15 protein-coding genes and 1 pseudogene are annotated in these 23,899 nt (G+C 65.5%); 13 read left to right on the plus strand and 3 right to left on the minus strand.

Annotation, left to right across the window (positions count from 1 at the left end):
* Positions 1–25: 25 nt before the first annotated feature.
* Positions 26–718 carry a uracil-DNA glycosylase gene (locus tag MJ205_RS22810; RefSeq protein WP_239810502.1) on the plus strand — a complete coding sequence of 231 codons (693 nt, stop codon included), beginning with the start codon at positions 26–28 and terminating at the stop codon, positions 716–718.
* Positions 719–726: 8 nt separating this feature from the next.
* Here MJ205_RS22810 and MJ205_RS22815 read toward each other — a convergent pair whose 3' ends face one another.
* On the minus strand, positions 727–1,656 hold the full coding sequence (locus MJ205_RS22815) for a LysR family transcriptional regulator (RefSeq protein ID WP_239810503.1): 930 nt from the start codon (positions 1,654–1,656) through the stop codon (positions 727–729).
* Between the two features lie 238 nt (positions 1,657–1,894).
* Between MJ205_RS22815 and MJ205_RS22820 the strand changes: the two genes are divergently transcribed.
* Complete coding sequence (locus MJ205_RS22820; protein ID WP_446715040.1) at positions 1,895–2,914, plus strand: Bug family tripartite tricarboxylate transporter substrate binding protein; 1,020 nt, start codon at positions 1,895–1,897, stop codon at positions 2,912–2,914.
* 74 nt (positions 2,915–2,988) lie between these two features.
* Entirely contained in the window at positions 2,989–4,590 is a 1,602-nt protein-coding gene (locus MJ205_RS22825) for a gamma-glutamyltransferase family protein (RefSeq protein ID WP_239810504.1), read from the plus strand.
* 83 nt (positions 4,591–4,673) lie between these two features.
* On the opposite strand, the gene MJ205_RS22830 is transcribed toward MJ205_RS22825, so the two are convergent.
* Entirely contained in the window at positions 4,674–5,579 is a 906-nt protein-coding gene (locus MJ205_RS22830) for a DMT family transporter (RefSeq protein WP_239812834.1), read from the minus strand.
* A 509-nt stretch (positions 5,580–6,088) separates the two neighbouring features.
* Between MJ205_RS22830 and MJ205_RS22835 the strand changes: the two genes are divergently transcribed.
* The 4 genes from MJ205_RS22835 to MJ205_RS22850 are packed head-to-tail and all read left to right on the plus strand — an operon-like array spanning position 6,089 to position 9,887.
* Entirely contained in the window at positions 6,089–7,039 is a 951-nt protein-coding gene (locus MJ205_RS22835) for a siderophore ABC transporter substrate-binding protein (protein ID WP_239810505.1), read from the plus strand.
* Positions 7,040–7,084: 45 nt separating this feature from the next.
* Positions 7,085–8,107, plus strand: a complete 1,023-nt coding sequence (locus MJ205_RS22840) for an ABC transporter permease (RefSeq protein ID WP_239812835.1) — start codon at positions 7,085–7,087, stop codon at positions 8,105–8,107.
* 10 nt (positions 8,108–8,117) lie between these two features.
* A complete protein-coding gene (locus MJ205_RS22845; protein WP_230778754.1) occupies positions 8,118–9,116 on the plus strand; it encodes an iron chelate uptake ABC transporter family permease subunit in 999 nt (332 codons plus the stop codon).
* Positions 9,117–9,131: 15 nt separating this feature from the next.
* Positions 9,132–9,887 (plus strand): iron ABC transporter ATP-binding protein, encoded by a 756-nt coding sequence (locus MJ205_RS22850; protein WP_239810506.1) that lies wholly within the window; start codon positions 9,132–9,134, stop codon positions 9,885–9,887.
* A gap of 97 nt (positions 9,888–9,984) precedes the next feature.
* On the opposite strand, the gene queA is transcribed toward MJ205_RS22850, so the two are convergent.
* Positions 9,985–11,130: a tRNA preQ1(34) S-adenosylmethionine ribosyltransferase-isomerase QueA gene (gene queA, locus MJ205_RS22855; RefSeq protein ID WP_239810507.1), complete on the minus strand. Its 1,146-nt coding sequence runs from the start codon at positions 11,128–11,130 to the stop codon at positions 9,985–9,987.
* Positions 11,131–11,288: 158 nt separating this feature from the next.
* On the opposite strand from queA, the gene MJ205_RS22860 reads away from it, so the two are divergent.
* The 6 genes and pseudogenes from MJ205_RS22860 (at position 11,289) to MJ205_RS22885 (ending at position 23,785) form a co-directional block, all read left to right on the plus strand.
* The gene (locus MJ205_RS22860) at positions 11,289–12,845 is read left to right on the plus strand and encodes an ABC transporter permease/substrate-binding protein (protein WP_239810508.1); all 1,557 of its coding nucleotides are present in this window, start codon (positions 11,289–11,291) and stop codon (positions 12,843–12,845) included.
* A 156-nt stretch (positions 12,846–13,001) separates the two neighbouring features.
* Positions 13,002–15,191, plus strand: coding sequence for an ATP-dependent DNA helicase RecG (recG, locus tag MJ205_RS22865; RefSeq protein ID WP_239812836.1), 2,190 nt, complete (start codon positions 13,002–13,004; stop codon positions 15,189–15,191).
* Between the two features lie 501 nt (positions 15,192–15,692).
* Positions 15,693–16,661, plus strand: coding sequence for a LysR substrate-binding domain-containing protein (locus MJ205_RS22870; RefSeq protein WP_021028298.1), 969 nt, complete (start codon positions 15,693–15,695; stop codon positions 16,659–16,661).
* 74 nt (positions 16,662–16,735) lie between these two features.
* Positions 16,736–17,656 (plus strand): phosphatase PAP2 family protein, encoded by a 921-nt coding sequence (locus MJ205_RS22875; protein ID WP_239810509.1) that lies wholly within the window; start codon positions 16,736–16,738, stop codon positions 17,654–17,656.
* 45 nt (positions 17,657–17,701) lie between these two features.
* A pseudogene (ubiA, locus tag MJ205_RS22880) lies at positions 17,702–18,585 on the plus strand (4-hydroxybenzoate octaprenyltransferase).
* Positions 18,586–18,703: 118 nt separating this feature from the next.
* Positions 18,704–23,785, plus strand: a complete 5,082-nt coding sequence (locus MJ205_RS22885) for an ExeM/NucH family extracellular endonuclease (protein WP_239810510.1) — start codon at positions 18,704–18,706, stop codon at positions 23,783–23,785.
* The last annotated feature ends 114 nt before the right edge of the window (positions 23,786–23,899 follow it).

Here is a 23,899-nt window from a genome sequence, read left to right on the forward strand (position 1 = left end):
GCCGCGCAGCGTGCACAATGCGGGCATGCAACTGACATCTGAAGCGCTCCATGACCACCAGGTGGCTGCCGGCTGGCAAGCCACGGTGGACCAATTCTTTGACAGCCCCAAGGGCCAGCAGCTGTCGCAGTACCTGCAGCAGCGCCTGGACGCCGGGGCGGTGATCTTCCCGCCCGAGCCTTTGCGCGCCTTGCGCCTGACCCCGCCCGAGAGCGTGCGCGTGGTCATCCTCGGGCAAGACCCTTACCACGGGCGCGGGCAGGCCGAGGGCCTGGCTTTTTCCGTCGCCCCGGGGGTGCGCCTGCCTCCGTCGCTGCAGAACATCTTCAAGGAGATGCAGCGCGACCTGGGCGTGCCGTTCCCGCCTTTCCCCGATCCAGGTGGCAGCCTGGTCAAATGGGCCACGCATGGCGTATTGCTGCTCAACACCTGCCTGACGGTGGAAGAGGGCCAGGCCGCCAGCCACAGCGGCAAGGGCTGGGAGCTGCTCACCGATGCGATCATCCGCCAGGTGGCCGAGGGGGACAAGCCGGTGGTCTTCATGCTCTGGGGCAGCCATGCGCAAAGCAAGCGTGCGCTGATCCCGCAGGACCGGGGCCATCTGGTGCTGACCAGCAACCACCCCTCGCCGTTGTCAGCGCTGCGCCCGCCGGTGCCGTTCATCGGCAATGGGCATTTCAGCCAGGCGCAGGCGTTCCGCAAGCAGCTGGGTCTGTAAGACAGCGCTCAGCACGGGCCCGGCATCGCCTGCAGCTCCTGCACCAGCAGCGCCAAAAATGCCTGGGCCGCGGCAGGCAACTGGCGGCCCGCCAGGGTTTGCACCTCGATATCGCGCAGGTCCAGGCCGGCATCGGTCAGGGGGCGCGCGACCAGGCTGCCCGCTGCCAGCATATGGCGCACCCCCACTTCGCTGGAGACGGTGACGCCGCCGCCATGCACCACAAAATGGAGCAAGGTCTTGGCATGGTTGGTGGTCAGCACCGGGTCCAGCTGCAGCCCCTGGCGGCTGCAGGCCAGGTCGATCATCTGGCGGATCGCCGTCTCGGCTGGCGGTAGGGCCAGCGGATACCGGGCCAGCTCGGCCAACGTGAGCGATGCCTGGCGCGCCAGCACATGCCCGGGCGGCAACACGGCCAGCACCGGTGCGCTTTGGCGGTGCACCACGGCAATGTTCTTGAGCGGGGACATGCTGAAACGCAGGCCAATATCGGCCTCTCCGGCCAGCAGCTTGGCCGAGACCTGCAAGGTCGGCACCATGCTCACCTCAAAGCGCAGGCCCGGGTGCCGGCGCTGGAAGGCCACACAGGCCTGGGGGAGCAGCTCATTGGCAAAGGCATCCGAGGTGGCGATGCGCACCAGGCCGGCGCGCAGGCTGTCGAGCGCATGGATGGCATCGACGGCCTGCTCGGCATCGAGGCTGATGCGGCGCGCCAGCTCGGCCAGGATCTGCCCGGCCGCCGTGGGCTGCATGCCCCGCGCATGGCGCTCGAACAGTGCCGTGCCCAGCTGGGCCTCCAGCCCGCTGATCTGGCGGCTGACGGCCGAGCTGGCCACATGCAGGCGCTGCGATGCGGCGCTGACCGAGCCGCACTGCACCACCTCATGGAAGTAGCGCAGCGCGGTGTCCTGCAGATGCGTGGGAGGGCGGTGGGGCATGGTGGTATTGCGCAAAAGAATCGCATAAGCATAAACCCATTGCCGTATCGGCAAACCTACCTTGCCAAATCGGTGGTGGCGCCTGCTGTCACAGGCTTTTAATATGCAAGGCTTCACGCAGGCGCCTTTGCCCCCGCGCGCATGGCACACCCGCTGTGGGCGCACAAGAACCGGTTTGTTCTGGCCCGCGCCACAAGCGCAGAGTGCTTCGCAGATGTTATGCAACTCGCTCACCACCATGCCAACTACCCCTTCTCTTCTTTCTCGCATGCCAGGCCGCCGGTCGTTGCTCGCCGGCCTGGTGGCCGGCACGGCGCTCGCCATGCTGTCCCCGTTTGCTGCTGCGCAGGGCGGCCAATGGCCTGAACGCGCGATCCGTGTCATCGTGCCCTTCCCGCCCAGCGGCGCGACCGATCTGGTGGCCCGCGTCGTGGCGCAAAAGGTGTCACAGGAGCTGGGCCAGTCGCTGGTGATCGACAACCGCCCGGGTGCGGGCGGCACCATCGGTACCGCCGAGGCCGCGAAGGCCGGGGCCGATGGCTATACCCTGCTGTTCACCACCAGCAGCACCCACGCGATCTCGCCGCATCTGATGCCCAAGCTGGCCTACCGTGCGGACAAGGACTTCACGCCGATCGCCCATGTGGCCGATGCCGCCAGCGTGCTGCTGGTCACCAACGCGCTGCCGGTCAAGACCGTGCAGGAGCTGATCAGCTATGCCAAGGCCAACCCCGGCAAGCTGAACTACGCCACCAGCGGCAATGGCACCATCGTGCACCTGAACACCGCGGCCTTTGCGGCCCAGGCGGGCATCACCCTGACCCATGTGCCCTACAAGGGCACGGCGCAGTCGATCAGTGATCTGGCCACCGGCCAGGTGCATATGCTGTTTGACTCCATCCCCACCGGCATGCCCCATGTGGCCAGCGGCCGCCTGCGTGCGCTGGCCGTCACCAGCGCCGAGCACACCCAGTTGGCGCCCCAGCTGCCCACGGTGGCCGAATCCGGCCTGCCCGGCTACGCATCGGTGACCTGGTTTGGCGTCTACGCGCCTGCGGGCCTCAAGCCCGAGCTGACCGCCAGGATCAATGCCGCCTTCAACAAGACCGTGCAAAATCCCGAGGTGGTGGCCAGCCTGGCCAAGCTGGGCGCCGATGTGGCCAAGCCCGGCACGCCTGCGCAGTTTGCGGACCTGGTGAAGGCCGACAGCGCCCGCTGGGCCAAGGTGATCCAGGACAACCACATCACGCTCGAATAAGCGTTGCCACCACCAGACCGGGGCGTTCGTTGCCGCCCCGGCTGCCCTCTCGATTGCATTCAGAAAGACAAGACATGACTACCGTGAAAGACTGGGCCCAGCCCTATGCCTCGCAGCGCTCGCCGGTACTGGGCCGCAATGTGGTGAGCACCTCGCAACCACTGGCCGCGCAGGCGGGCCTGCGCATGCTGCAAGCGGGCGGCAATGCGGTGGATGCGGCGCTGGCCGCGGCGATGACCTTGACGGTGGTGGAGCCCACCGGCTGCGGCATTGGCAGCGATGCCTTCGCGATTGTCTGGGACGGCCAGGAGTTGCATGGTCTGAACGCCTCGGGCCGCGCCCCGGCCGGCTGGACGCCGGAGTACTTCGACAAGCTCGGAGGCATCCCGGAAAAAGGCTGGAATGCGGTCACCGTGCCCGGTGCGGTCTCGGGCTGGGTGGAGCTCTCCAAGCGCTTTGGCAAGCTGCCTTTTGCGCAGGTGGCGCAACCGGCGATCGACTATGCGCGCCATGGCTTTGCGGTATCGCCGACGATTGCCAAGCTCTGGGCGCTGGGCCTGGCCAAGCTGGGCGACCAGCCCGGCTTCAAGGAATGCTTTGCCCCCGAGGGCCAGGCGCCGCAGGCGGGCAGCTGGTTCCAAAGCGAGGCGCATGCCCGCACCCTGGAAGAGATTGCCGAGACCCTGGGCGAATCCTTTTACCGGGGCGCACTGGCGCAAAAGATGGCAGCCCACAGCCAAGCCAACGGCGGCGTGATGACGGCCGAGGACCTGGCCGCCCACCGCTGCGACTGGGTGGGCACGGTGGCCCAGCCTTTTGGCGAGTCGGTGGTGCATGAGATTCCGCCCAATGGCCAGGGCATTGCCGCGCTGATCGCGCTGGGCCTGCTCGATGCGATCGGCATCGGCGACCAGCCGCTCGACAGTGCCGAGACCGTGCACCTGCAGATCGAGGCGATGAAGCTGGCGCTGGCCGACCTGGCCCAGTACAACGCCGATATCGAGCACATGCGCGTCCACCCCCAGCAAGACCTGCTGAACCCCGCCTACCTGGCCGAGCGTGCCCAGCTGATCGACCGCAGCAAGGCCCAGGTTGCCCGCTACGGCGCGCCCAAGCCGGGCGGCACGGTCTACCTGGCGGCCTGCGACGAGAGCGGCATGATGGTGTCCTTCATCCAGTCCAACTACATGGGTTTTGGCTCGGGCGTGGTCGTGCCGGGTACCGGCATCAGCCTGCAGAACCGGGGCGCCGGCTTCACCACCGAGGCGGGCCACGCCAACCAGGTGGCGCCGGGCAAGCGCCCTTCGCACACCATCATCCCCGCGTTTGCGATGCATGCCGATGGCACGCCGCAGATGGCCTTTGGCGTGATGGGCGGCCCGATGCAAAGCCAGGGCCATCTGCAGATGGCCGTGCGCGTGTTGCGCTATGGCCAGAACCCGCAAGCCGCTGCAGACGCGCCGCGCTGGCGCGTGACGGGTGGCAACCAGGTCTCCGTCGAGCTGGGTTTTGACCCGCAGGTGATTGCCGCATTGCGCGCGCTGGGCCATGAGGTGACCATTGAAGAAGGCCATGGCGTGTTTGCGTTCGGCGGTGCGCAGCTGATTTTGCGTGAAGGCGGGCACTATGTGGCCGGCTCCGATCCGCGCAAGGATGGCCAGGCGGCCGCCTACTGACGCGCCGGTCGACCCAACACACCCAGGGCGCCACCGGACGTGTGCCGGTGGCGCTTTTTTTCGTCTGTCTGCGAGCGGCCCGGTCAGCGCGATTCGCGCACCGATAGCCAGGCGCTCAGCGCACCACCCACCGCAATCGAGACCATGCCGAGCACGGCCCAGTGGTCGGGGATATGGCCATAGAGCAGCCAGCCCGAGAACACGGCAAAGGGGATCTGGCTGTAGAGAAACGGCGATATCGTGGCGGGCTTGGCATGCTCATAGGCCTTGAGCAGCATCAGGTGGCCAATGGTGCTGCCCACGCCCATCGCCAGCGCCGCCAGCCACAGGGCCGTGGTCGTGGGCATCTGCCAGAACCAGGGCAGGCTGGCACTGGTTAGCACCAGCGCCAGCAGGCTGGTGTAGATCTGCGTGGTCACTGGCCGCTCCTTGCCGGCCATCTGGCTGCTGACGATCTGGTAGGCGGTGTTGGCCGCCAGCTGCAGCAGCGGCCAGACCAGCGCGCCACCGCTGAAATTGGCGCCGCCCGGGCGGATGATGACCACGGTGCCCAGAAAGCCCATGGCCACCAGCACCCAGCGCAGCGGGCTGACCGGCTGCTTGAGCCAGAGCGCCGCCACCAGGGTCATCGCCAGCGGCGTCATCGCGACGACGGCGGTGAACTCGGCCAGCGGCAGGTAGCGCAGGCTCATCATCGCGCAGGCATTGCTGCTGCAAAACAGCGCGGCGCGTGCCATCTGAAACCGCGGATGCGTGGTGCGGAACACGCCTGCGCCGTACTGGTAGACGCCCCAGCCGACGGTGAACACCGACTGCAGCATGTAGCGCAGCCACAGCGCCATCAGCAGTGGCAACAGCGCACCCGCGTACTTGGAGCCGGTATCGAGCAGGCAAAAGCAGGCACAGGCCAGCACCGTCAGCACAATACCCGTCAGTGCCGAGCCTTGACCGGGGCGGCGCGGAGCAGGGGTGCTGGGAGCCGCGGGCATGCGGCTGGCGCTGTCCGGTGCAAGGGCAGGGGAATGCATCAGGCCTCTGGCGGGCAGGGCCAAGGCAGGGTCAGGGGCTGTCGGGGGAGTCACGCGGGCAAAGTCACCCTGCGGCGGCCGGTCTCCTGCGGAGTCGAAGGGCTGGCGGGGGTGTGGCTCCATTGTAGAAAGCTGCAGCCGCTTGCAGGCCCCCGCGTGGCGCAGCGGCTGCAGTTTTTTTGCCCGGCTGTCCGATCAGGGACAGGCGGGTGGCAGCTGGAGGCACCTCCGGATTTGTACCCGCCTGCTACCGAGGGGAACAAAGCTGCGTGTTACCATTCAAATGAGAACGATTCGCAAATGTGTCAGCTCTGTAAAGCCTTCGGGCGCTGCAGCCTGGCATCCATCAGGCGATGTTTCCATTCCATCAACCGCTGGGGCTTCCGCTGCGGGCACAAGAAGAATGTAGCGATACGGTCTTGGGTCGGGTGCATGCAGGGGCTGCCAGCTTTCCGACCAAAGGATGTTCCATGTCGCGCTCTGCTCGCTCCACCGTCAACCGCCGCCAGTCGCTGCTGCAACTGGGTGCCCTGGTGACCCTGCCCTGGGCGGCAGGCTCCGCACTGGCGCAGCAGACCCTGGCGGTGCAGCAAGCGGGCGGCACGGTGCAGATCCCCGTCAAGCCCAAGACCATCCTGGTGTTCGATCTGGCCGCACTCGACTGCCTGCGCGCGCTGGGCGCCGAGGTCAAGGGCGTGCCTGAGGTGGTGAAGTTCCCACCGGTGCTGGAGCAGTACGCCAGCAAGGACTACACCCGCATCGGCAGCCTGTTCGAGCCCAACTACGAGGTCGTGAAGGGGCTCAAGCCCGATGTGATCGTGGCCGGGGGCCGCTCGGCGGCCAAGGTGGCCGAACTGGCCAAGATTGCGCCCACCTTGGACCTGACGGTGGACAACACCCAGCCGGTGGCCAGCGCCTTCAAGCATTTGAAGATCCTGGGCGAGATGGTCGGCAACGAAGCCCAGGCCCAGACCCTGATGGCCGCGATGCAGGCCGATATCGACAAGCTCAAGGGCCTGACGGCCAACAAGGGCACCGGCCTGATGGTGATGACCAATGGCGGCAAGCTCAGCGCCTATGGCCCGGGCTCGCGCTTTGGCATGCTGCACGATGTCTATGGCATCCCGGCCGCCAACAAGGACATCAAGGTGGCCGGCCATGGCCAGGCGATCTCGTTCGAGTTCATCCTCAAGACCAACCCGGACTGGCTGTTTGTGCTGGACCGCGATGCCGCCATTGGCCGCGAAGGCGCGTCCGCCGCCAAGCTGCTGGACAACCCGCTGGTCAACGCCACCAAGGCGGCCAAGAAAAAGCAGATCGTCTACCTGAACTCGGCCAACTGGTACCTGCTGGGCAATGCCAGCCCCGGCTCGCTGCATGACGATGTGACGCAGCTGATCAACGCCTTCTCCAAAGCTTAATGAGCTGCTGAGCCAGCCCCTGTTGCGAGCCACAGCATGACGACCATGATTGAGAAAGCGCCAGGCGGCAGGCGCGGCCTTGCGCTGCGCCCGCTGGCTTTTGTGCTGCCGGCCATCGCCTTGCTGGCGCTGCTGGCCTTTGTCAGCCTGTTGGTGGGCGTCAGCGATGTGTCGGTGACGACCTTGCTGCGCCTGTTCTCCCACAACGACGATGACCTGGCCACCCAGGTGCTGGTGGCCAGCCGCGTGCCGCGTACCCTGGCGCTGCTGCTGGCCGGCAGTGCGATGGCGGTGGCCGGCCTGCTGATGCAGATGCTGGCGCGCAACCACTATGTCGAGCCCACGACGATGGGCACAGCCGAATCGGCGGGCATGGGCATGCTGATCGGCATCCTGTGGTGGCCCGATATGCCGGTGTTCGGCAAGATGGGCCTGGCGGCAGTGTTTGCATTGGCGGGCACGGCCTTGTTTTTGGGGGTGCTCCGCCGCATACGGCTGCGCTCGGCGCTGATCGTGCCCCTGGTCGGCCTGGTGCTGTCGGGCGTGATCGAATCGGCCACCACGTTCATCGCCTACCGCTTTGACCTGATGCAGGCGGCGCGCTCCTGGATGACGGCCGATTTCTCGGCCATCGTGCAGGGCCGCTATGAAATGCTCTGGCTGTCGCTGGGCATCACGGTGCTGGCGATGCTGGCGGCCGACCGCTTCACGGTGGCCGGCATGGGGCAGGAATTTGCCACCAACCTGGGGCTCAACTACAAGCGCCTGGTGGCGCAGGGCGTGTTGGTGGTGGCGGTCGTCACCGCCTCGGTGATCGTCACCGTCGGCATCATTCCCTTTGTCGGGCTGATCGTGCCCAACCTGGTGCGCCTGGTGGTGGGCGACAACGTGCGCAAATCGGTGCTGTGGGTGGCCTGGGCGGGGGCCTTGATGGCGCTGGCCTGCGACCTGATCGGGCGCGTGGTGATCGCCCCGTACGAGATACCCATTGGTACGGTGATGGGGGTGCTGGGCAGTGCGATGTTCCTGGCGCTGCTGCTGTCGCGCCGCAAGCGCATGGGGGGCTGAGATGAACACTTTGTCGACCTCGCCCTCCGCAGCGGCGCCTGCACCTGCACCCGTCTCCTGGCTGGGCACACCGGCGCGGCGCCTGTGGCTGCTGCTGGCGCTGGCGCTGCTGGCCAGCCTTTACTTCATGACCAGCCAGGTGCAGGCCGAGTGGAGCTTTGTGCTGCCGTTGCGCGGCAAGAAGCTGGCAACCATGTGGACGGTGGCCTTTGCGATCGGTGTGTCCACCGTGCTGTTCCAGACGGTGACCAACAACCGCATCCTGACGCCGGCGGTGATGGGGTTCGATGCGCTGTTTCAGCTGATCCAGTCGGTGCTGGCCTTTACGTTGGGGGTGGCGGCGATGCAGATCCCTGAGCTGTCGCGCTTTGGCATGAATGTGGGGCTGATGGTGCTGCTGTCGACGAGCCTGTTTGTCTGGCTGTTCCGGGGCCAGGCCAGCAACCTGCATCTGTTGCTGCTGGTGGGCATTGTCGCGGGCATCTTTTTTCGCAGCCTCAACAACTTTGTCTGGCGCGTGATGGACCCCAATGAGTTCACCGTGCTGCAGGACCGCTTGTTCGCGAACTTCAACACCGTCTCGCTGCCGTTGCTGCTGCTGTCGCTGCCCGCTATTGCGCTGGTGGGCGTCTGGGTCTGGCGCCAGCGCCATCTGCTCGATGTGCTGGCGCTGGGGCGCGAGGTGGCCATCAACCTGGGGGTGAACTACCAGCGCTCGGTGATGGGCGTGCTGGTGGTGGTGGCCATTCTGGTGTCGATCTCGACCGCGCTGGTCGGGCCGGTGACCTTTTTCGGCCTGCTGGTGAGCAACATGGCCTACCAGCTGATGCACAGCCACCAGCACCGCTACACGCTGGCCGGCTCGGTGCTGCTGGGGGGCTTGCTGCTGGTGGGCGGCCAGATGGTGCTGGAGCGCCTGTTCGGCTTCAACACCTCGCTGTCCATCGTCGTGGAGTTCCTGGGTGGACTGACCTTTATCTATCTTCTAGTGCGCAAGGCCAAGAGCTGAGCGCGGTGACCAGCCATGATTGAAACCCACAAGCTGCGCAAGACCCACGGCACCACGACGGTGCTGCATGACGTGAGCCTGCGCATTCCCCAGGGCCGGCTGACCGCCATCATCGGCCCCAACGGCGCGGGCAAATCGACGGCGCTGTCCCTGATCAGCCGGCTGATGCCGATGACCTCCGGCACGGTGCGCATCGAGGGCCAGGACATCACCACCACGGCCAGCGATGCGCTGGCGCGCGTGATGGCGATCCTGCGCCAGGACAACCAAAGTGCGCTGCGCCTGACGGTGCGCGACCTGGTGGCCTTTGGACGCTTCCCGCATTCCAAGGGCAGGCTGACCGAAGAGGACCGTGTGCAGGTGGATGCGGCGCTGAACTACTTGAAGCTCCAGCCGCTCAGCGAGCGCTTTCTCGACGAACTGTCTGGCGGCCAGCGCCAGCGCGCCTATATCGCCATGGTGCTGTGCCAGAACACGCGCTACATCCTGTTTGACGAGCCGCTCAACAACCTCGACATGGCCCATGCCGTGGGCATGATGAAGCTGTTGCGCCAGGCAGTGCGCGATGCCGGCAAGACCGTGGTGGTGGTGCTGCACGACATCAACTTTGCCGCCAGCTATGCCGACCACATCATCGCGATGAAGGCCGGCGCGCTGTACTGCGAAGGCCCGCCCGAGGTGGTGGTGCGCGATGAGGTCCTCAGCGACCTGTATGAAATTCCCGTACAGGTGCACGAGGTGGGCGGCCGGCGCTTTTGCGACTATTTCTGATCGCTGGTTGGTTGGCTGAGGCTGGCGGCGTGCGGCCGCCTGCCTGTGCGCTGCCATTGCCCCGAGCAACTATGCAGTGCCGGCACCTGCGAAAGCCTCAGGACGCGGCCGTCGGCTGGTCGGCCGCCGCATCGGCTGCGGCTGGCTCCTTCAGGCGCTGCAGCAGCATCGAATCTCCATAGCTGAAGAAGCGGTACCCCTGCGCGATGGCATGCTGGTACAGACCCATGATGTGCTCGTAGCCGGCGAAGGCGCTGACCAGCATCATCAGGCTGCTTTTGGGCAGGTGGAAATTGGTCACCAGCATGTCCACCACGCGGAATGGGAAGCCGGGGGTGATGAAGATGTTCGTGTCGTCCGAGAGCTGGCCGGTGCGGGCCCAGGATTCCAACGTGCGCACGGTGGTGGTGCCCACCGCAATGACCCGGCCGCCGCGCAGGCGGCAGCGCTCCAGCGCGGCCAGGGTGGGCAGCGGGATGTTGTACCACTCGCTGTGCATCTGGTGGTCTTTGAGGTTCTCGGTCTTGACAGGCTGAAACGTGCCTGCACCCACATGCAAGGTCACGCTGGCGCGCTCCACGCCCTTGGCCTCCAGCGCAGCCAGCACCTTCTCGTCAAAATGCAGCGCGGCGGTCGGCGCCGCCACGGCGCCGGGGTTCTTGGCAAACACGGTCTGGTAGCGCTGCTCGTCTTCTGCCTGGTTGGGGTCCTGGCCGGTCTGCTGCTCGCGCTCAATATAGGGGGGCAGGGGGATGTGGCCGTGCTGCTGCATCAGCTCCCACGGTGACTCCCCCTGGGGGCCTGTCAGGCGCAGGCGAAACAGCGCGCCCATCTCATTGGGCCAGCGGCCCAGCAAGGTGGCATCAAAGCCACCGGCCTTCCTGCCGCCGGCCATGTGCAGCACGCCGCCCACGGCCGGCTTCTTGCTGACCTTCATATGGGCGACGACTTCGTTGTCCTGCAGCACGCGCTCGATCAGCAGCTCGATCTTGCCGCCGCTCGATTTTTCGCCAAAGACGCGTGCCTTGATCACCTGGGTGTCGTTGAAGACCAACAGGTCGCCTGCTTGCAGCAGATCGGGGAGCTCGTGGAAGCGGCGGTCTGCCAGATGTGGCTCCCGCGCATCCAGCAGGCGCGAGCCACTGCGCTCGGCAGCCGGGTGTTGGGCAATCAGTGCTTCGGGCAGTTCGAAATCGAAATCGCTCAGTTGAAAAGTACGGCGGGCACCGGAGAAGGCAGTCATCGTTGGCTCATGCAGGCGGAACACACCTGCAGCTCACAGGGATCAAAACAAGGGGGCGATTGTGCCACTGTGGCAGAGGCGCAGCAGGCCGCGCGGGCTTGGCGCGGTTGGGGGCCGCCTCCTACGTGCCTGTGAAGCGCAGTTGCTATAGTGGCCCGATGCTACGTCTTCACCACTTGATGCGCTTCGCGTTGGTCTGGGTTCTGGGCCTCTTGGCCGCCTCTGCTGCCGGGGCCGCGCAGGAGGAAACCCTGCGCGTGGGCTCCAAGCGTTTCACCGAATCCTACGTGCTGGCCGAGATCATGGCGCAGCAAGCACAGGCCGCCGGGGTCAAGACCCAGGTGCGCCAGGGCCTGGGCAACACGGCCATCGTCTATGAAGCGTTGCGATCCGGCCAGATCGATGTCTATGCCGAATACAGCGGCACCATTGCGCTGGAGATTGCCAAACATGCCCAGGGCAGCGATCTGGCATCGCTGAATGCGGCGCTGGCGCCGTTGGGCCTGGCCGTCGGTGTGCCCTTGGGCTTCAACGACGGCTATGCGCTGGCGATGCGCCGCCAGCAGGCCGAGGCGCTGGGCATTCGCAGCCTGAGCGACCTGGCGCGCCACAGCGAACTGCGCTTTGGCCTGTCGAACGAGTTCATCGGCCGGGGCGATGGCTGGCCCGGCCTGGCCAAGCGCTACAACCTGCAGGCCAAGCCCCAGGGGCTGGACCATGGGCTGGCCTATGAGGCCATCACCCAGCAGCACATCGATGTGATGGACATCTACACCACCGATGCCAAGATCGACCACCTGGGGCTGTGGGTGCTCGAGGATGACCAGGCCTATTTTCCGCGCTATGACGCACTGCTGCTCTACCGGCAGGACCTGCCCACACAGAAACCGGTGGCCTGGGCCGCTTTGCAACAGCTGCAGGGCCGCATCAGCGAAGCGGCAATGATTGGCATGAATGCCCAGGCCGAGCTGCAGGGCCGGGGCTTTGCCGAGATTGCCAAGCAATTTCTGGCAGGCGGGACTGCGCAGACCAATGGCAAGGCCGCAGTGGACGCGAAGGCAGCGGGCCAGCCGAGCTTGGGCGCGCGGCTGTGGACGCGCCTGGTGGCGCCTGACCTGTGGCGGCTGACTGCGCAGCACCTGGCGCTGGTGCTGGTCTCCGTCGGTGTGGCGGCGCTGATCGCAGTGCCTGCCGGCATTCTGCTCTTTCCGCATCCTCGCTCGCGGGCGCTGGCACTGGGCGCGGCCGGCGTGCTGCAGACGATTCCGTCCCTCGCCCTGCTGGCGGTGCTGATTGCCTGGTTCGGCGTGATCGGCCGGCTGCCGGCCCTGGTGGCGCTGACGGCCTATTCGATCCTGCCGATTCTGAGCAATACCTGTGCGGGCCTGGCCGAGGTGTCGCCGGGCTTGCGCAGCGCCGGCTCTGCGCTGGGTATGACCCGGCCCCAGCGCATGCGCTGGGTGGAGCTGCCGATTGCAATGCCCACCGTGGTCGCCGGTATCCGCACGGCCTGCGCCATTGGCATCGGCACCGCGACGATTGCCGCATTCATCGGCGCAGGAGGCCTGGGCGAGCGCATTGTGACCGGTCTGGCGCTGAACGACAGCGCGCTGATGCTGGCGGGCGCGTTGCCGGCAGCCGCGCTGGCACTGCTGTCCGAGCTGCTGTTTGAGCTCTGGGAGCGCTATCTGCGCCGGCGCCGCGTGCGGCGCTGATGCGGCGGACTCCAGCGCGGCTGCGTAGAGAGGCTGGACAGGTTTTGGCAGGCACTGTCTTTTTAACCAGTCGTGCGGCAAAGCATGCCAGAATGCAGCATTGCTGAAACTGCCTCCATGTCTGCTGCCACGCCTGCTTCTTCTGCTGATGATGCGATGCCCTCAAAGGGGCGCAAACCTGGCCGCCCGCGCAAGGCGAGCGGGGCGGCAACGGGCGCGGCCCCTGCCGCTGGCGCCGCGCCAGCAAAGACAGCCGCCAAGAACCCGGCCCAGCAAGCGCTGGTCAAACTGGGGCTGACGCGCGACATCGATCTGGCGCTGCATCTGCCGCTGCGCTATGAAGATGAGACGCGCATCATTGCGCTGCGCAATGCGCGCGATGGCGAGGTGGCGCAGATCGAAGCCACCGTGGTGTCTGCCGATGTGCAGCTGCGGCCTCGCCGGCAACTGGTGGTGCGGGTCGAAGATGCCAACGGAGACGGCTGCGAACTGCGCTTCTTCAGTTTCTACCCTTCCCACCAGAAGACCCTGTCCGTGGGCAACACCTTGCGCATTCGCGGTGAGGTCAAGGGCGGCTTCTGGGGGCGGCAAATGCTGCACCCGGCCTTCCGGCTGGCAGGTGGCGAGCTGCCCCAGTCGTTGACGCCGGTGTACCCCACCACCGCCGGGCTGCCCCAGCCCTATCTGCGCCGCGCGGTGATCGGCGGTTTGCAGCGTGCTGATCTGAGCGAAACCCTGCCACCCGGCGTGGACCTGCCCTATGCCCGGTACCTGGGAGCGGGCGGCCTGGGCAGGGCCTACACCTTGCGCGAAGCGCTGCAGTTTCTGCACCACCCCACGCCCGATGTCGCGGTAGCCACCTTGGAAGACCACAGCCACCCGGCCTGGCAGCGTCTCAAGGCCGAAGAGCTGCTGGCCCAGCAGCTGTCGCAGCTGACGGCCAAGCGCGAGCGCGACAGCCTGCGCGCGCCCGCGCTGGCGGCGCAGCGCCATCCCGACGGCAGCCTGAACCTGCAAGAGCAGTTTCTGGCCGCCCTGCCTTTTGCGCTGACCGGGGCGCAGCGCCGGGTCTGCGAGGAAATTGCCAGGGATCTGGGGCGCCACATACCGATGCACCGCCTGCTGCAGGGCGATGTGGGCTCGGGCAAGACCATCGTGGCGGCGCTGTCGGCGGTGATTGCCATTGATGCGGGCTGGCAGTGCGCGCTGATGGCGCCGACCGAAATTCTGGCCGAGCAGCACTTTGCCAAGCTGGTGGGCTGGCTGGAGCCGTTGCTGGCGCCGCGCGGCCTCAAGGTCGCCTGGCTGGCCGGTGCGCAAAAGAAGAAGCAGCGCACCGAGATGCTGGCGCTGGTTGAGAGTGGCGAGGCCGCGCTGGTGGTCGGCACGCATGCGGTCATCCAGGACCAGGTGCAGTTCAAGCAGCTGGGGCTGGCCGTCATCGATGAGCAGCACCGCTTTGGTGTGGCCCAGCGCCTGGCGCTGCGGCAAAAGCTGCTCTCCACCGGCATGGAGCCGCATATGCTGATGATGAGCGCCACGCCGATCCCGCGTACCTTGGCGATGAGCTACTACGCCGACCTGGATGTCTCCACCATCGACGAGTTGCCGCCGGGACGCACGCCGGGGGTGACCAAGCTCATCAGTGACAGCCGGCGCGATGAGGTGGTCTCGCGCATTGCCGACCAGATCGCCCAGGGGCGCCAGGTGTACTGGGTCTGTCCGCTGATCGAGGAGAGCGAGGCGCTGGATCTGTCCAACGCCACGGCCACCCATACGGACTTGAGCGAGGCGCTGCCCGGGGTCATGGTCGGTCTTCTGCACTCGCGCATGCCCACGGCTGAGAAAAAGGCCGTCATGGCCTTGTTCACCGAAGGGGTGATGGGCGTGCTGGTCTCCACCACGGTAATTGAAGTGGGCGTTGATGTGCCCAATGCCAGCCTGATGGTGATCGAGCATGCCGAACGTTTTGGCCTGAGCCAGCTGCACCAGTTGCGCGGCCGGGTGGGGCGGGGCGCTGCAGCATCGGCTTGTGTGCTGCTGTATGCGGTAGGTGACAACGGCAAGCTCGGCGAGACGGCCAAGGAGCGGCTGCGGGCGATGGCCGAGACCTCCGATGGTTTCGAGATCGCCCGGCGCGATCTGGAAATTCGCGGGCCCGGCGAGTTTCTGGGGGCGCGGCAGTCGGGTGCGGCGCTGTTGCGATTTGCCGATCTGGAAGCCGACAAGCACCTACTGGAATGGGCGCGTGAGTTGGCGCCGCCGATGCTGGACCGATGGCCAGACCTGGCTGCCAGCCATGTGCTGCGCTGGCTGGGAGGCAAGGCGGAATACCTCAAGGCCTGAAAAACTAGCGCATAGCTCACCGCCACGTTGCATGGCAGCATTGCAAACAAGATTTAAAAGTTGCAAAAATGATACGAAATCTTGGTAAATATCGATTGATTCGTGCTATGGCTGTTGCGCAGAATGTTAATCGTGTTGTTCAAATAGAGGATATAAAACGCATTCTGTAACTAGATTTATAGCTTGTTGCGGCCACCCAAATGGCAAATAAGCCTTATTTAACAGGGAGGTAGCGGAGTGAGGCGTCGATAATTATGTAGCTTTGTGTAAATGCTCGCATCCATATTTACCTACATTCCCGGTGAGCGAGCGCTTGCATTTGACGCATAATAGATTAATCCTATTTTTGTAGTCGCGCATTGGCACCCATGGTGCTTCGGAATAGAGTACAACTCATAGCTTGCGGTTCTGATGAAACACAGTGTGGCACTTTGGCCTCTGGCGCTATAGCCAGGTGGTCCACAGGCCATGCACAATACGCGATTCGCACTAAAAACTGACATGACACTTACAGAGCTCAAATATATTGTTGCTGTCGCCCGTGAAAGGCATTTCGGCCGCGCCGCTGATGCCTGCTACGTGTCGCAACCTACCTTGTCTGTCGCCATCAAAAAGCTGGAGGAAGAACTCGAGGTCAAGCTGTTTGAACGCAGTGCCTCGGAAGTGTCGGTCACCAGTCTGGGTGACCAGATCGTGCGCCAGGCGCAAATCGTGCTGGACCAGGCCGCTGCGATCAAGGAAATTGCCAAGCGCGGCAAGGACCCGCTGGCAGGTGTGCTGACCCTGGGTGTGATCTATACCATCGGTCCCTATCTGCTGCCTGAGCTGGTGCGCCAGTCGATCGAGCGCACGCCGCAGATGCCGTTGATGATCAACGAGAACATGACCGCCAAGCTGCTGGAGATGTTGCGTACCGGTGAGATCGACTGCGCCATCGTGGCCGAGCCTTTCCCCGATACCGGTCTGGCGATGGCCCCTCTGTATGACGAGCCCTTCTTTGCGGCCGTGCCCAGCGTGCACCCGCTGGCCACGCGTGACAGCATCTCGGCCAGCGAGCTGAAGAACGAAACCATGCTGCTGCTGGGCGCTGGCCACTGCTTCCGTGACCATGTGCTCGAAGTCTGCCCCGAGTTCGCCCGCTACTCCAGCAACACCGAAGGCATCCGCCGCACCTTTGAAGGCTCGTCGCTCGAGACCATCAAGCACATGGTGGCCGCCGGCATGGGTGTGACCCTGGTGCCCCGCCTGTCGGTGCCCAAGGATGCGCTGGAAAAGGGTGTGCGCCGCCGCAAGTCGGACGAGACCCACATCCGCTACATCCCGCTGACCGACGAGATCAACGACGAAGCACCGAAGCGCCGCGTGGTGCTGGTATGGCGTCGCAGCTTTACCCGCTACGAAGCCATCGCCGCATTGCGCAATGCGATCTTCGCCTGCAATCTGCCCGGCGTGACGATGCTGCAAGCCTAAGTCTCGCTGCAAGGTTTCTTTTTGGACCCCATGCATGGCATGCCTGCATGGGGTTTTGTATTTTTTGGGGTGTTGTGAACGTGTTGTCTGTGTTGTTGCCGCTGCGGCGGCTGCCGCCGTTGGCGGCGGGCCGGGACCTGTGCCGCCAGAGTCTGTGCTGGGTCGTCCTGGGGCTTTTGGGTACGGAACAAGCGCTGGCGCAAAGCCGGGACCTGGCTGGGGGATCGCGCATCGTCTTTCAAGCCTTGGCCATGCTGGATGCCTGGATGCCGGTGCTGCTGCTTGCCTGGTTGCTGGCCGGCGCGGTGGTTTGGCGCTGGCTGCCGCGCAGGCAGACGGCGGTGCTGTATGCCGCCAAGCAGCCTGTGGGGGTGCCGTTGGTTGTGGCTGCCGGCTGCTTGCTGCTGTTTGCGATGCTGGCCTGGGTGGTCGTCTACCCGGAGCATTCGGGCCATGCCCGCTTGTTGGCCGCCGATGCAGCGGCCCAGCAATGGGCGCAAGACCATGTCTCGGCGCCGGGGCGCGAGCTGCTGCATGTGCTGACCGCTGCTGGCGATGTACGCTGGCTGGCGGTCCTGGTGCTGCTCGTGGCGGGCGGGTTGGCGCTGGCTGGGCGGTGGCAGGCCTTGTGGGCCTGGGTGTTCTTTATTGGCCTCAATGGCCTGGCGGTACGCCTGCTGAAGAATCTGCTGGACCGCGCCCGCCCCGAGGTGCTGCATGAGATGCTGACGTCGGGTGCCAGTTTCCCCAGCGGCCACACCTCTGGGGCCGTCGTTGTCTATGGCCTGCTATGGCTGGTGCTGCGCGGCCGGCTCTCGCCCGCTGCGCGCCGCGTCCTCGCCTGGCTTTGTGGGGGACTGGTCGCCACCATTGCGCTCAGCCGCATCCTGCTGCAGGCGCACTTTGCCAGCGATGTGCTGGCCGGCGCGCTGCTGGGCCTGGCCTGGTGTGCACTGGCGGCCCTGGTGCTGGGGCGGGGCGGGCGCGCAAATTGACAAAGAGAGGGCACAGGGTAGCGCTGTGACGCTATGCTTGCTGCCATGTCAGCTGCTGCCCATCCCTCCCTCTCTCTGTCCGAGCGCTTTGCGCTGTACCTGGATCTGATTCGCTTCAACCGGCCTGCCGGCTGGCTGGTGCTGGTCTGGCCCACCCTGGTGGCGCTGTGGGCGGCGTCGGGGGCTTTCCGGGCTGGCACCTGGTGCTGGTGTTTGTGCTGGGTACCTTTTTGATGCGCAGCGCCGGCTGCTGCATCAATGACATTGCCGACCGCAAGTTCGACCGCCATGTCAAACGCACCGCGCAGCGCCCCATCACGACGGGCAAGATTTCGGTGTTCGAGGCGGCGATGGTCGGCGTGGTTCTGGCCTTGCTGTCGCTGGCGCTGGTGCTGACCACGCGCTGGGAGGCGGTGGCCTGGTCGGTACCGGCCGTGCTGTTCACCATCCTCTACCCCTTTACCAAGCGCTTTTTTGCGATGCCGCAGGCGTTTTTGGGCATTGCGTTCAACTTTGGGGTGCTGATTGCATTTGCCGCCGTGCAGGGCCAGGTGCCGATGATGGCCTGGCTGCTGTGGCTGGCCAATATGTGCATGGTGCTGGCCTATGACACCGAGTACGCAATGGTGGACCGCGATGACGATCTGAAGATCGGCATGAAGACCTCGGCCATCACCTTGGGCCGTTTTGATGTTGCCGCGATCATGGCTTTCTTTGGGGTGTGCCTGGTTCTGACAGTGCTGGCGCTGGCGCCGCTGCAGTTGGCCTGGCCCTGGTGGCTGGGCGTGGCTGCGGCTGCAGCGCAGATGCTGTGGCACTACAGCCTCATCCGCCAGCGCACGCGCGAAGGCTGTTTTACCGCGTTCAGCAAAAGCCACTGGATTGGCGTGAGCCTGTTTGCCGGTGTGGCGCTTGCCTTTGCGCTGTGACCGGGCTGTGACAGTGGCGGCGGTGTCAGTTTTTGGGAACGCTTACAGATTCTGACACGGAGCTTTCATCGCCAGCGGCGACAAAGAGGGGTTGTTTGCCACTCCCTCTACTGCTGCCATGTTTGCTCTTCGCTCCATTTCGTCTGCCTGCCGCGCCAGCGTGCGGGCGTCCCAGGGTCTGTCACTGGCAGCTGCCTTGCTGCTGGCGGCCAGCGTGCTGCCCGCGTCGGCCCAGACCACGCTGGCGGCCGGCGACGTCGCTGTCGTCGGCTTTGCCTCGGACACGCCGGACTCTGTCAGCCTGGTGTTTCTGCGCGATATCGAAGCGGGCACCGAGATTCGCGTCACCGACAATGGCTGGACGAATGCGGGCGCGTTTCGCACCGGTGAAGGTGTGCTGATCTGGCAGGCCACGGAGGCGCTGTCTGCCGGTACGGTCGTCAAGATCAGCGCGGCTGACACCAAGCCTGCGGCCAACCATGGCACGGTCAGCGCCTCGGGCAGCTTCAATCTGGCCGCCGGCGGCGACAGTGTGCTGGTCTACCAGGGCTCAGAAGCGGCACCGCAGTTCGTGTTCGCGCTGAACAATGTGACCGCTGGCAGCTGGGACAGCAATGCCAGCAACTCCAACACCTCGGCGTTGCCGCCTGGCCTGGTCAACGGCAGTACCGCCATTGCGCTGGTCAAGCAAAACAATGTGGCCTACGACAGCACCAAGGGCGCCATCGAGGGCACGGCGGCCGAGCTGCTGGCTGCGATCAGCCAAGCCGCCAACTGGACGGGCAATGGCACCGCACCGGCGGCCCTGACCGTTATCGATCCAGGTGCCGGCGAAACGGCGATGTTCACCCCGCTGCCGGCGACCCAGGCGGGCAGCTCGGACGCCTCTGCCGCCGTCGCGCTCGACGACCGCTACATGGTCGTCGGCGATGACGAAGGCAATGTGCTGCGCGTCTACCCCCGCGGCGGCGGCGTGGCGGTCAAGGAATGGGAATTTGGCAGCCTGCTGGGGCTGAGCAAGGAGCTCGACCTGGAGGCGGGCACCCGCATTGGCAACACCTTGTATTTCACCGGCTCGCACAGCAACAAGTCCGATGGCAGCGAGGCAGACAACCGCGAGCACCTGTTTGCCGTCGATGTGGCGGGCACCGGCGCCACGACGGAATTCAGCTTCAAGGGGTCTTACGGCGGTCTGGAGGGCTTGCTGAACACCTGGGACAGCAGCAATGCCCATGGCAAGGGTGCCAACTACTACGGCTTCGTGGCTTCGTCGGCGGACAAGGTGCCGCCCGAGTCGCCAGCCGGCTTCTCGATCGAAGGCATGGCGGCGACCGCAGACGGCCAGCTGCTGCTGGGTTTCCGTGCGCCGCTGGCCAGCGCGCAGCTGCGCAACCGCGCGCTCGTCATCCCGATCACCAACCCTGCTGCGATGGTGGCGGGCACCGCGCCGGTGCTGGGTGCCGCCATTGAGCTGAACCTGGGCGGGCGCGGCATTCGCGACATGCAGCGCACCGAGGATGGCAAGTTCCTGATTCTGGCGGGCCCGCCCGGTAAGGCCGATGCGGCCGTGAACACCAACTTTGCCTTCTTTGTCTGGAACGGCCCGGGCACCACCGATGTGCAGCCACTGGACAATGTGCTGGACAACCTGCTGCGCGCCACCGGTGGCAGCTTCGAGACCCTGGTCAGCCCCCTCAGCACGGCCAAGGGCACGACCGTCCAGCTGCTGCAGGACAACGGCGACACCATCTGGCCTGGCAAGGGCTCGGTGTCCAAGGACCTGCCTTTTGCGGACCAGCAGTTCCAGGGCAATACCGTCAAGCTCGGTGGCCCCGCTGCTGCCGACACCACCGCCCCCGTGCTGCAAAGCAGCAGCCCGTTGCAGAACGCGGTGGACGTCGGCAAGACCGCCGTGGTGCGCCTGCAGTTCAGCGAAACGGTGCAGCGCGGCAGCGGCAGCCTGTCGCTGCTGGAAGACGGCAACCTGATCGCCACCGTGCCGATGACCGATGCGCAAGTGGCCATCGATGGCAGCGCAGTGCGCTTTACGCGCAGCGGTGGCTACCAACCCGGCAAGCGCTACAGCCTGGTGCTGCCCGCCGCTGCGGTGCTGGACATGGCTGGCAACGCACTGGCGGCCGAGCAAAAGCTGGACTTTACCGTCAGCAGCGCGGTGGCAGCCAGCGCCAAGGTGCTGGTCTCCGAGGTCAACTCCAACGCCGATGGCGGCGATTTCTTTGAGCTGTTCAACTACGGCACGACCCCCGTGGACCTGAGTGGCTGGGGCTGGACCGACAGCAGCGGCGCGCTGCCCAGCGCCTTCCCTGCGGGCACCAGCCTGGCAGCAGGCGCGCGTCTGGTGGTGCTGAACGAGACCACGCCGGAAGCCTTCCGCACGGCCTGGGGTCTGCAGGCCAGTACTGCCGTCATCCTGGTGGCCGGCCAAGGCCTGGGCAAGGGCGATGCGGTGCTGGTGTATGACGCCAATGGCTACCTGGCTGCGGCAATGAACTATGGCAGCAAGGCGCTGAAGGCGACCGATGGCTCCACCGTGGCGCCTGCGAAGAACCCGAGCGGCACAGCGGTATCCACCAGCGACCACGCGGGCGCTGCGGTGCGCAATGCCGGCACAACCGTGGGCAATGGCGTGTCCGCCGTCTGGGATGGCAAGTCCACCGCAGAGCCGCGCTACACCGCTGCGGCGGTCGGTGTGCTCGATGGCTTTGCCCAGCCCTCGAATGGTGCCAATATCGGCTCGCCCGGCTTGGCGCAGAACCTGGCACCGGTCGCCACCACCCCCATCTCGGCCGTGCAGGGTTCGGGTGACGCCTCGCCACTGGTGGGCCAGAGCGTGACGGTGCGCGGCATCGTGACCGCCTACCTTCCGGACCTCAGCGGTTTCTACATCCAGTCGCTGCCCGAAGACGACGACCACAACGCCGAGACCTCCGAGGCCGTGTTTGTGTACTACGGCAGCACGCCCATTGCCGGCATCAGTGCCGACAGCGTGGGCCAGGCTGTGCAACTGACCGCCACCGTCAGCGAGTACAAGGGCTTGACCCAGCTGGGCGGCAGCATCCTGAACTTCAGCGTGCTCTATGGTGGCGCCAAGCAGGCGCTGCCTGCCGTGGTGGCGCTGAGCCTGCCGATGCCCGCCTATGCGAACTGGGAACGCTACGAAGGCATGCGTGTACGCATCACCGGCAGCACCGGCCCGCTGGTGGTGACGGACAACTACTACCTCGGCCGCTATGGCATGGTCACCTTGAGTGACAAGGACAAGCTGGTGCAGTACACCGAGCTGAATGTGCCCAGCATGACGGGTAACGCCGCCTACCTGGACACCGTCAAGCGCAGCCAAATCATTCTCGACGATGGCAGCAGCAAGCAAAACCCGGACGCCTTGCTGGGCCGGGGCGGCCTGGACCTGAGTGCCGGCAACACCTTGCGGGCAGGTGACAGCACCGCCGCGATCGAAGGCATTCTGGACCAGTTCATCGATACGGCGGCTGGCGCACACCAGACCAGCTACCGCGTGCAACCGCTGCAAAAGCCCATCTTTACCGGTGCAGCGCGCCCGACGGTGGCCGACCTCCAGCAGGCCATTGGCAGCCCGACGGTCAAGATTGCTTCGGCCAATGTGCTGAACTTCTTCAGCACCCTGGGCACGGCCAAGTTCAACAACCCCTATGGCGATTCGCTGGAAGGCCGGGGTGCCGACAATGCGGCCGAGCTGACCCGCCAGACCGACAAGATCGTCAGCAACCTGCTGGGTCTGGACGCCGATGTCTACGGGCTGATGGAAATCCAGAACAATGGCTTTGACACGACCAGCGCGCTGGCGACCTTGACCCGGGCCCTGAACGCCAAGCATGGCAGCGAGGTCTATGACTATGTGAAGGGCCCCTTCAATGCCGGTGGCGCCAAGACGGCCGTGGCGGCTGGCCATGATGCCATCTCGGTGGCTGTCATCTACCGCAAGGACCGTGTCAATCCCGTGGGCGTGCCTGCGGTGCCGGATGAGGCGCAGTACGATGCCTTCAATGCCACCTATGGCAACCGCGTGCCGCTGGCCCAGACCTTCGAGAAGACGCTGGCGAGCGGCGGCAAGGACCAGTTCACCGTGGTGGTCAACCACCTGAAGTCCAAGGGCAGTGTCAATGACCCGGACATCGGTGACGGCCAGGGGGCCAACAACCAGTCGCGCAAGCGCGCCGTCGAGCAACTGCAAACCTGGCTGGCGGGCAACCCGACGCAAGCGGGCAATGGCAAGAACGTGCTGATGGGCGACTTCAACGCCTATGCCAAGGAAGAGCCGATCTCCTTCCTGGAAAGCCATGGCTACCAGAAGCTGGGCGCCGGCCAGTATTCCTACGGCTTCCAGACCCTGTGGGGATCGCTGGACCATGTGCTGGTCAGCTCGGCGCTCGCCAGCCAGGTGGGCCAGGTGGTGAAATGGCAGATCAACGCAGAAGAGCCGCCGGTCCTCGACTACAACACCAACTTCAAGAGCGCCGCGCAGGTCTCGTCGTTCTATGCGGCTGATGCCTACCGCTCCAGCGACCACAATCCGATTGTGCTGGGCCTGAACCTGGAAGGCGCGCCGGTGGGTCCGGAGCCGGAGCAGAACTTTGATGTGGCGCTGCCAGCGTCCGGCGGTGGCGGCAGTGCCGCAGTGCGGTGGAGCAGTGCCGATGCCTGCCGTCTGGCCCAGGCGCCCGTGGCCGTGGCTGCTGCATCGCTGGGTGCGCTGCCCCAAGGCCTGAGCGTGCCTTACGGCGCTCTGCAGTGGACAGCCACGGGCTGCGCCATGGGTGGCAGTGGCACGATGCGCATCAGTTACCCATCGGCCCTGCCGGCCCATGCCAAGTACTGGAAGTTCGGTCCCACCAAGGCCAACACGACCCCACATTGGTACAGCCTGCCATCGACGGTGAACGGCAATACGCTGTCCGTGCAGATCGTAGACGGTGGGGATGGGGATGACGACATGGTCGCCAACGGCCAGATCGCGGATCCAGGTGGTGCCGGCTGGCTGGCCGATGTGCCGGTGGATCCAGGCACTCCTGTCGACCCAGGTACCCCAGGTGTAGGCAGCGCTGTGCCGGTGCCTACCTTGGGCCTGTGGAGTCTGCTGAGCCTGAGCGGCTTGCTGGGTCTGCTGGCGGCGGTTCGCCGCCGCATCGGTATGAGCTGCTAAGCACAAGCTGCCCTTGCGGCCCTGGGCCGCCCCGCCCCGCTCTCAAGGACTTGCTTGCAAGTCCTTTTTTCATGCCCGAACGATGGCTGTTTTCAAGCCGGATTTCGGTGCGCT

Origin of the sequence: Comamonas sp. B21-038, assembly GCF_022387135.1 — a bacterium.
GTDB classification, from domain to species: Bacteria; Pseudomonadota; Gammaproteobacteria; order Burkholderiales; family Burkholderiaceae_C; genus Comamonas; species Comamonas sediminis.

Excerpts from the sequence above, each read along its gene's own strand:
- MJ205_RS22810 (WP_239810502.1), top strand. The coding sequence starts at position 26 with ATGCAACTGACATCTGAAGCGCTCCATGACCACCAGGTGGCTGCCGGC.
- MJ205_RS22815 (WP_239810503.1), bottom strand. The coding sequence starts at position 1,656 with ATGCCCCACCGCCCTCCCACGCATCTGCAGGACACCGCGCTGCGCTAC.
- MJ205_RS22820 (WP_446715040.1), top strand. The coding sequence starts at position 1,895 with ATGCCAACTACCCCTTCTCTTCTTTCTCGCATGCCAGGCCGCCGGTCG.
- MJ205_RS22825 (WP_239810504.1), top strand. The coding sequence starts at position 2,989 with ATGACTACCGTGAAAGACTGGGCCCAGCCCTATGCCTCGCAGCGCTCG.
- MJ205_RS22830 (WP_239812834.1), bottom strand. The coding sequence starts at position 5,579 with ATGCCCGCGGCTCCCAGCACCCCTGCTCCGCGCCGCCCCGGTCAAGGC.
- MJ205_RS22835 (WP_239810505.1), top strand. The coding sequence starts at position 6,089 with ATGTCGCGCTCTGCTCGCTCCACCGTCAACCGCCGCCAGTCGCTGCTG.
- MJ205_RS22840 (WP_239812835.1), top strand. The coding sequence starts at position 7,085 with ATGATTGAGAAAGCGCCAGGCGGCAGGCGCGGCCTTGCGCTGCGCCCG.
- MJ205_RS22850 (WP_239810506.1), top strand. The coding sequence starts at position 9,132 with ATGATTGAAACCCACAAGCTGCGCAAGACCCACGGCACCACGACGGTG.
- queA (WP_239810507.1), bottom strand. The coding sequence starts at position 11,130 with ATGACTGCCTTCTCCGGTGCCCGCCGTACTTTTCAACTGAGCGATTTC.
- MJ205_RS22860 (WP_239810508.1), top strand. The coding sequence starts at position 11,289 with ATGCTACGTCTTCACCACTTGATGCGCTTCGCGTTGGTCTGGGTTCTG.
- recG (WP_239812836.1), top strand. The coding sequence starts at position 13,002 with ATGCCCTCAAAGGGGCGCAAACCTGGCCGCCCGCGCAAGGCGAGCGGG.
- MJ205_RS22870 (WP_021028298.1), top strand. The coding sequence starts at position 15,693 with ATGACACTTACAGAGCTCAAATATATTGTTGCTGTCGCCCGTGAAAGG.
- MJ205_RS22885 (WP_239810510.1), top strand. The coding sequence starts at position 18,704 with ATGTTTGCTCTTCGCTCCATTTCGTCTGCCTGCCGCGCCAGCGTGCGG.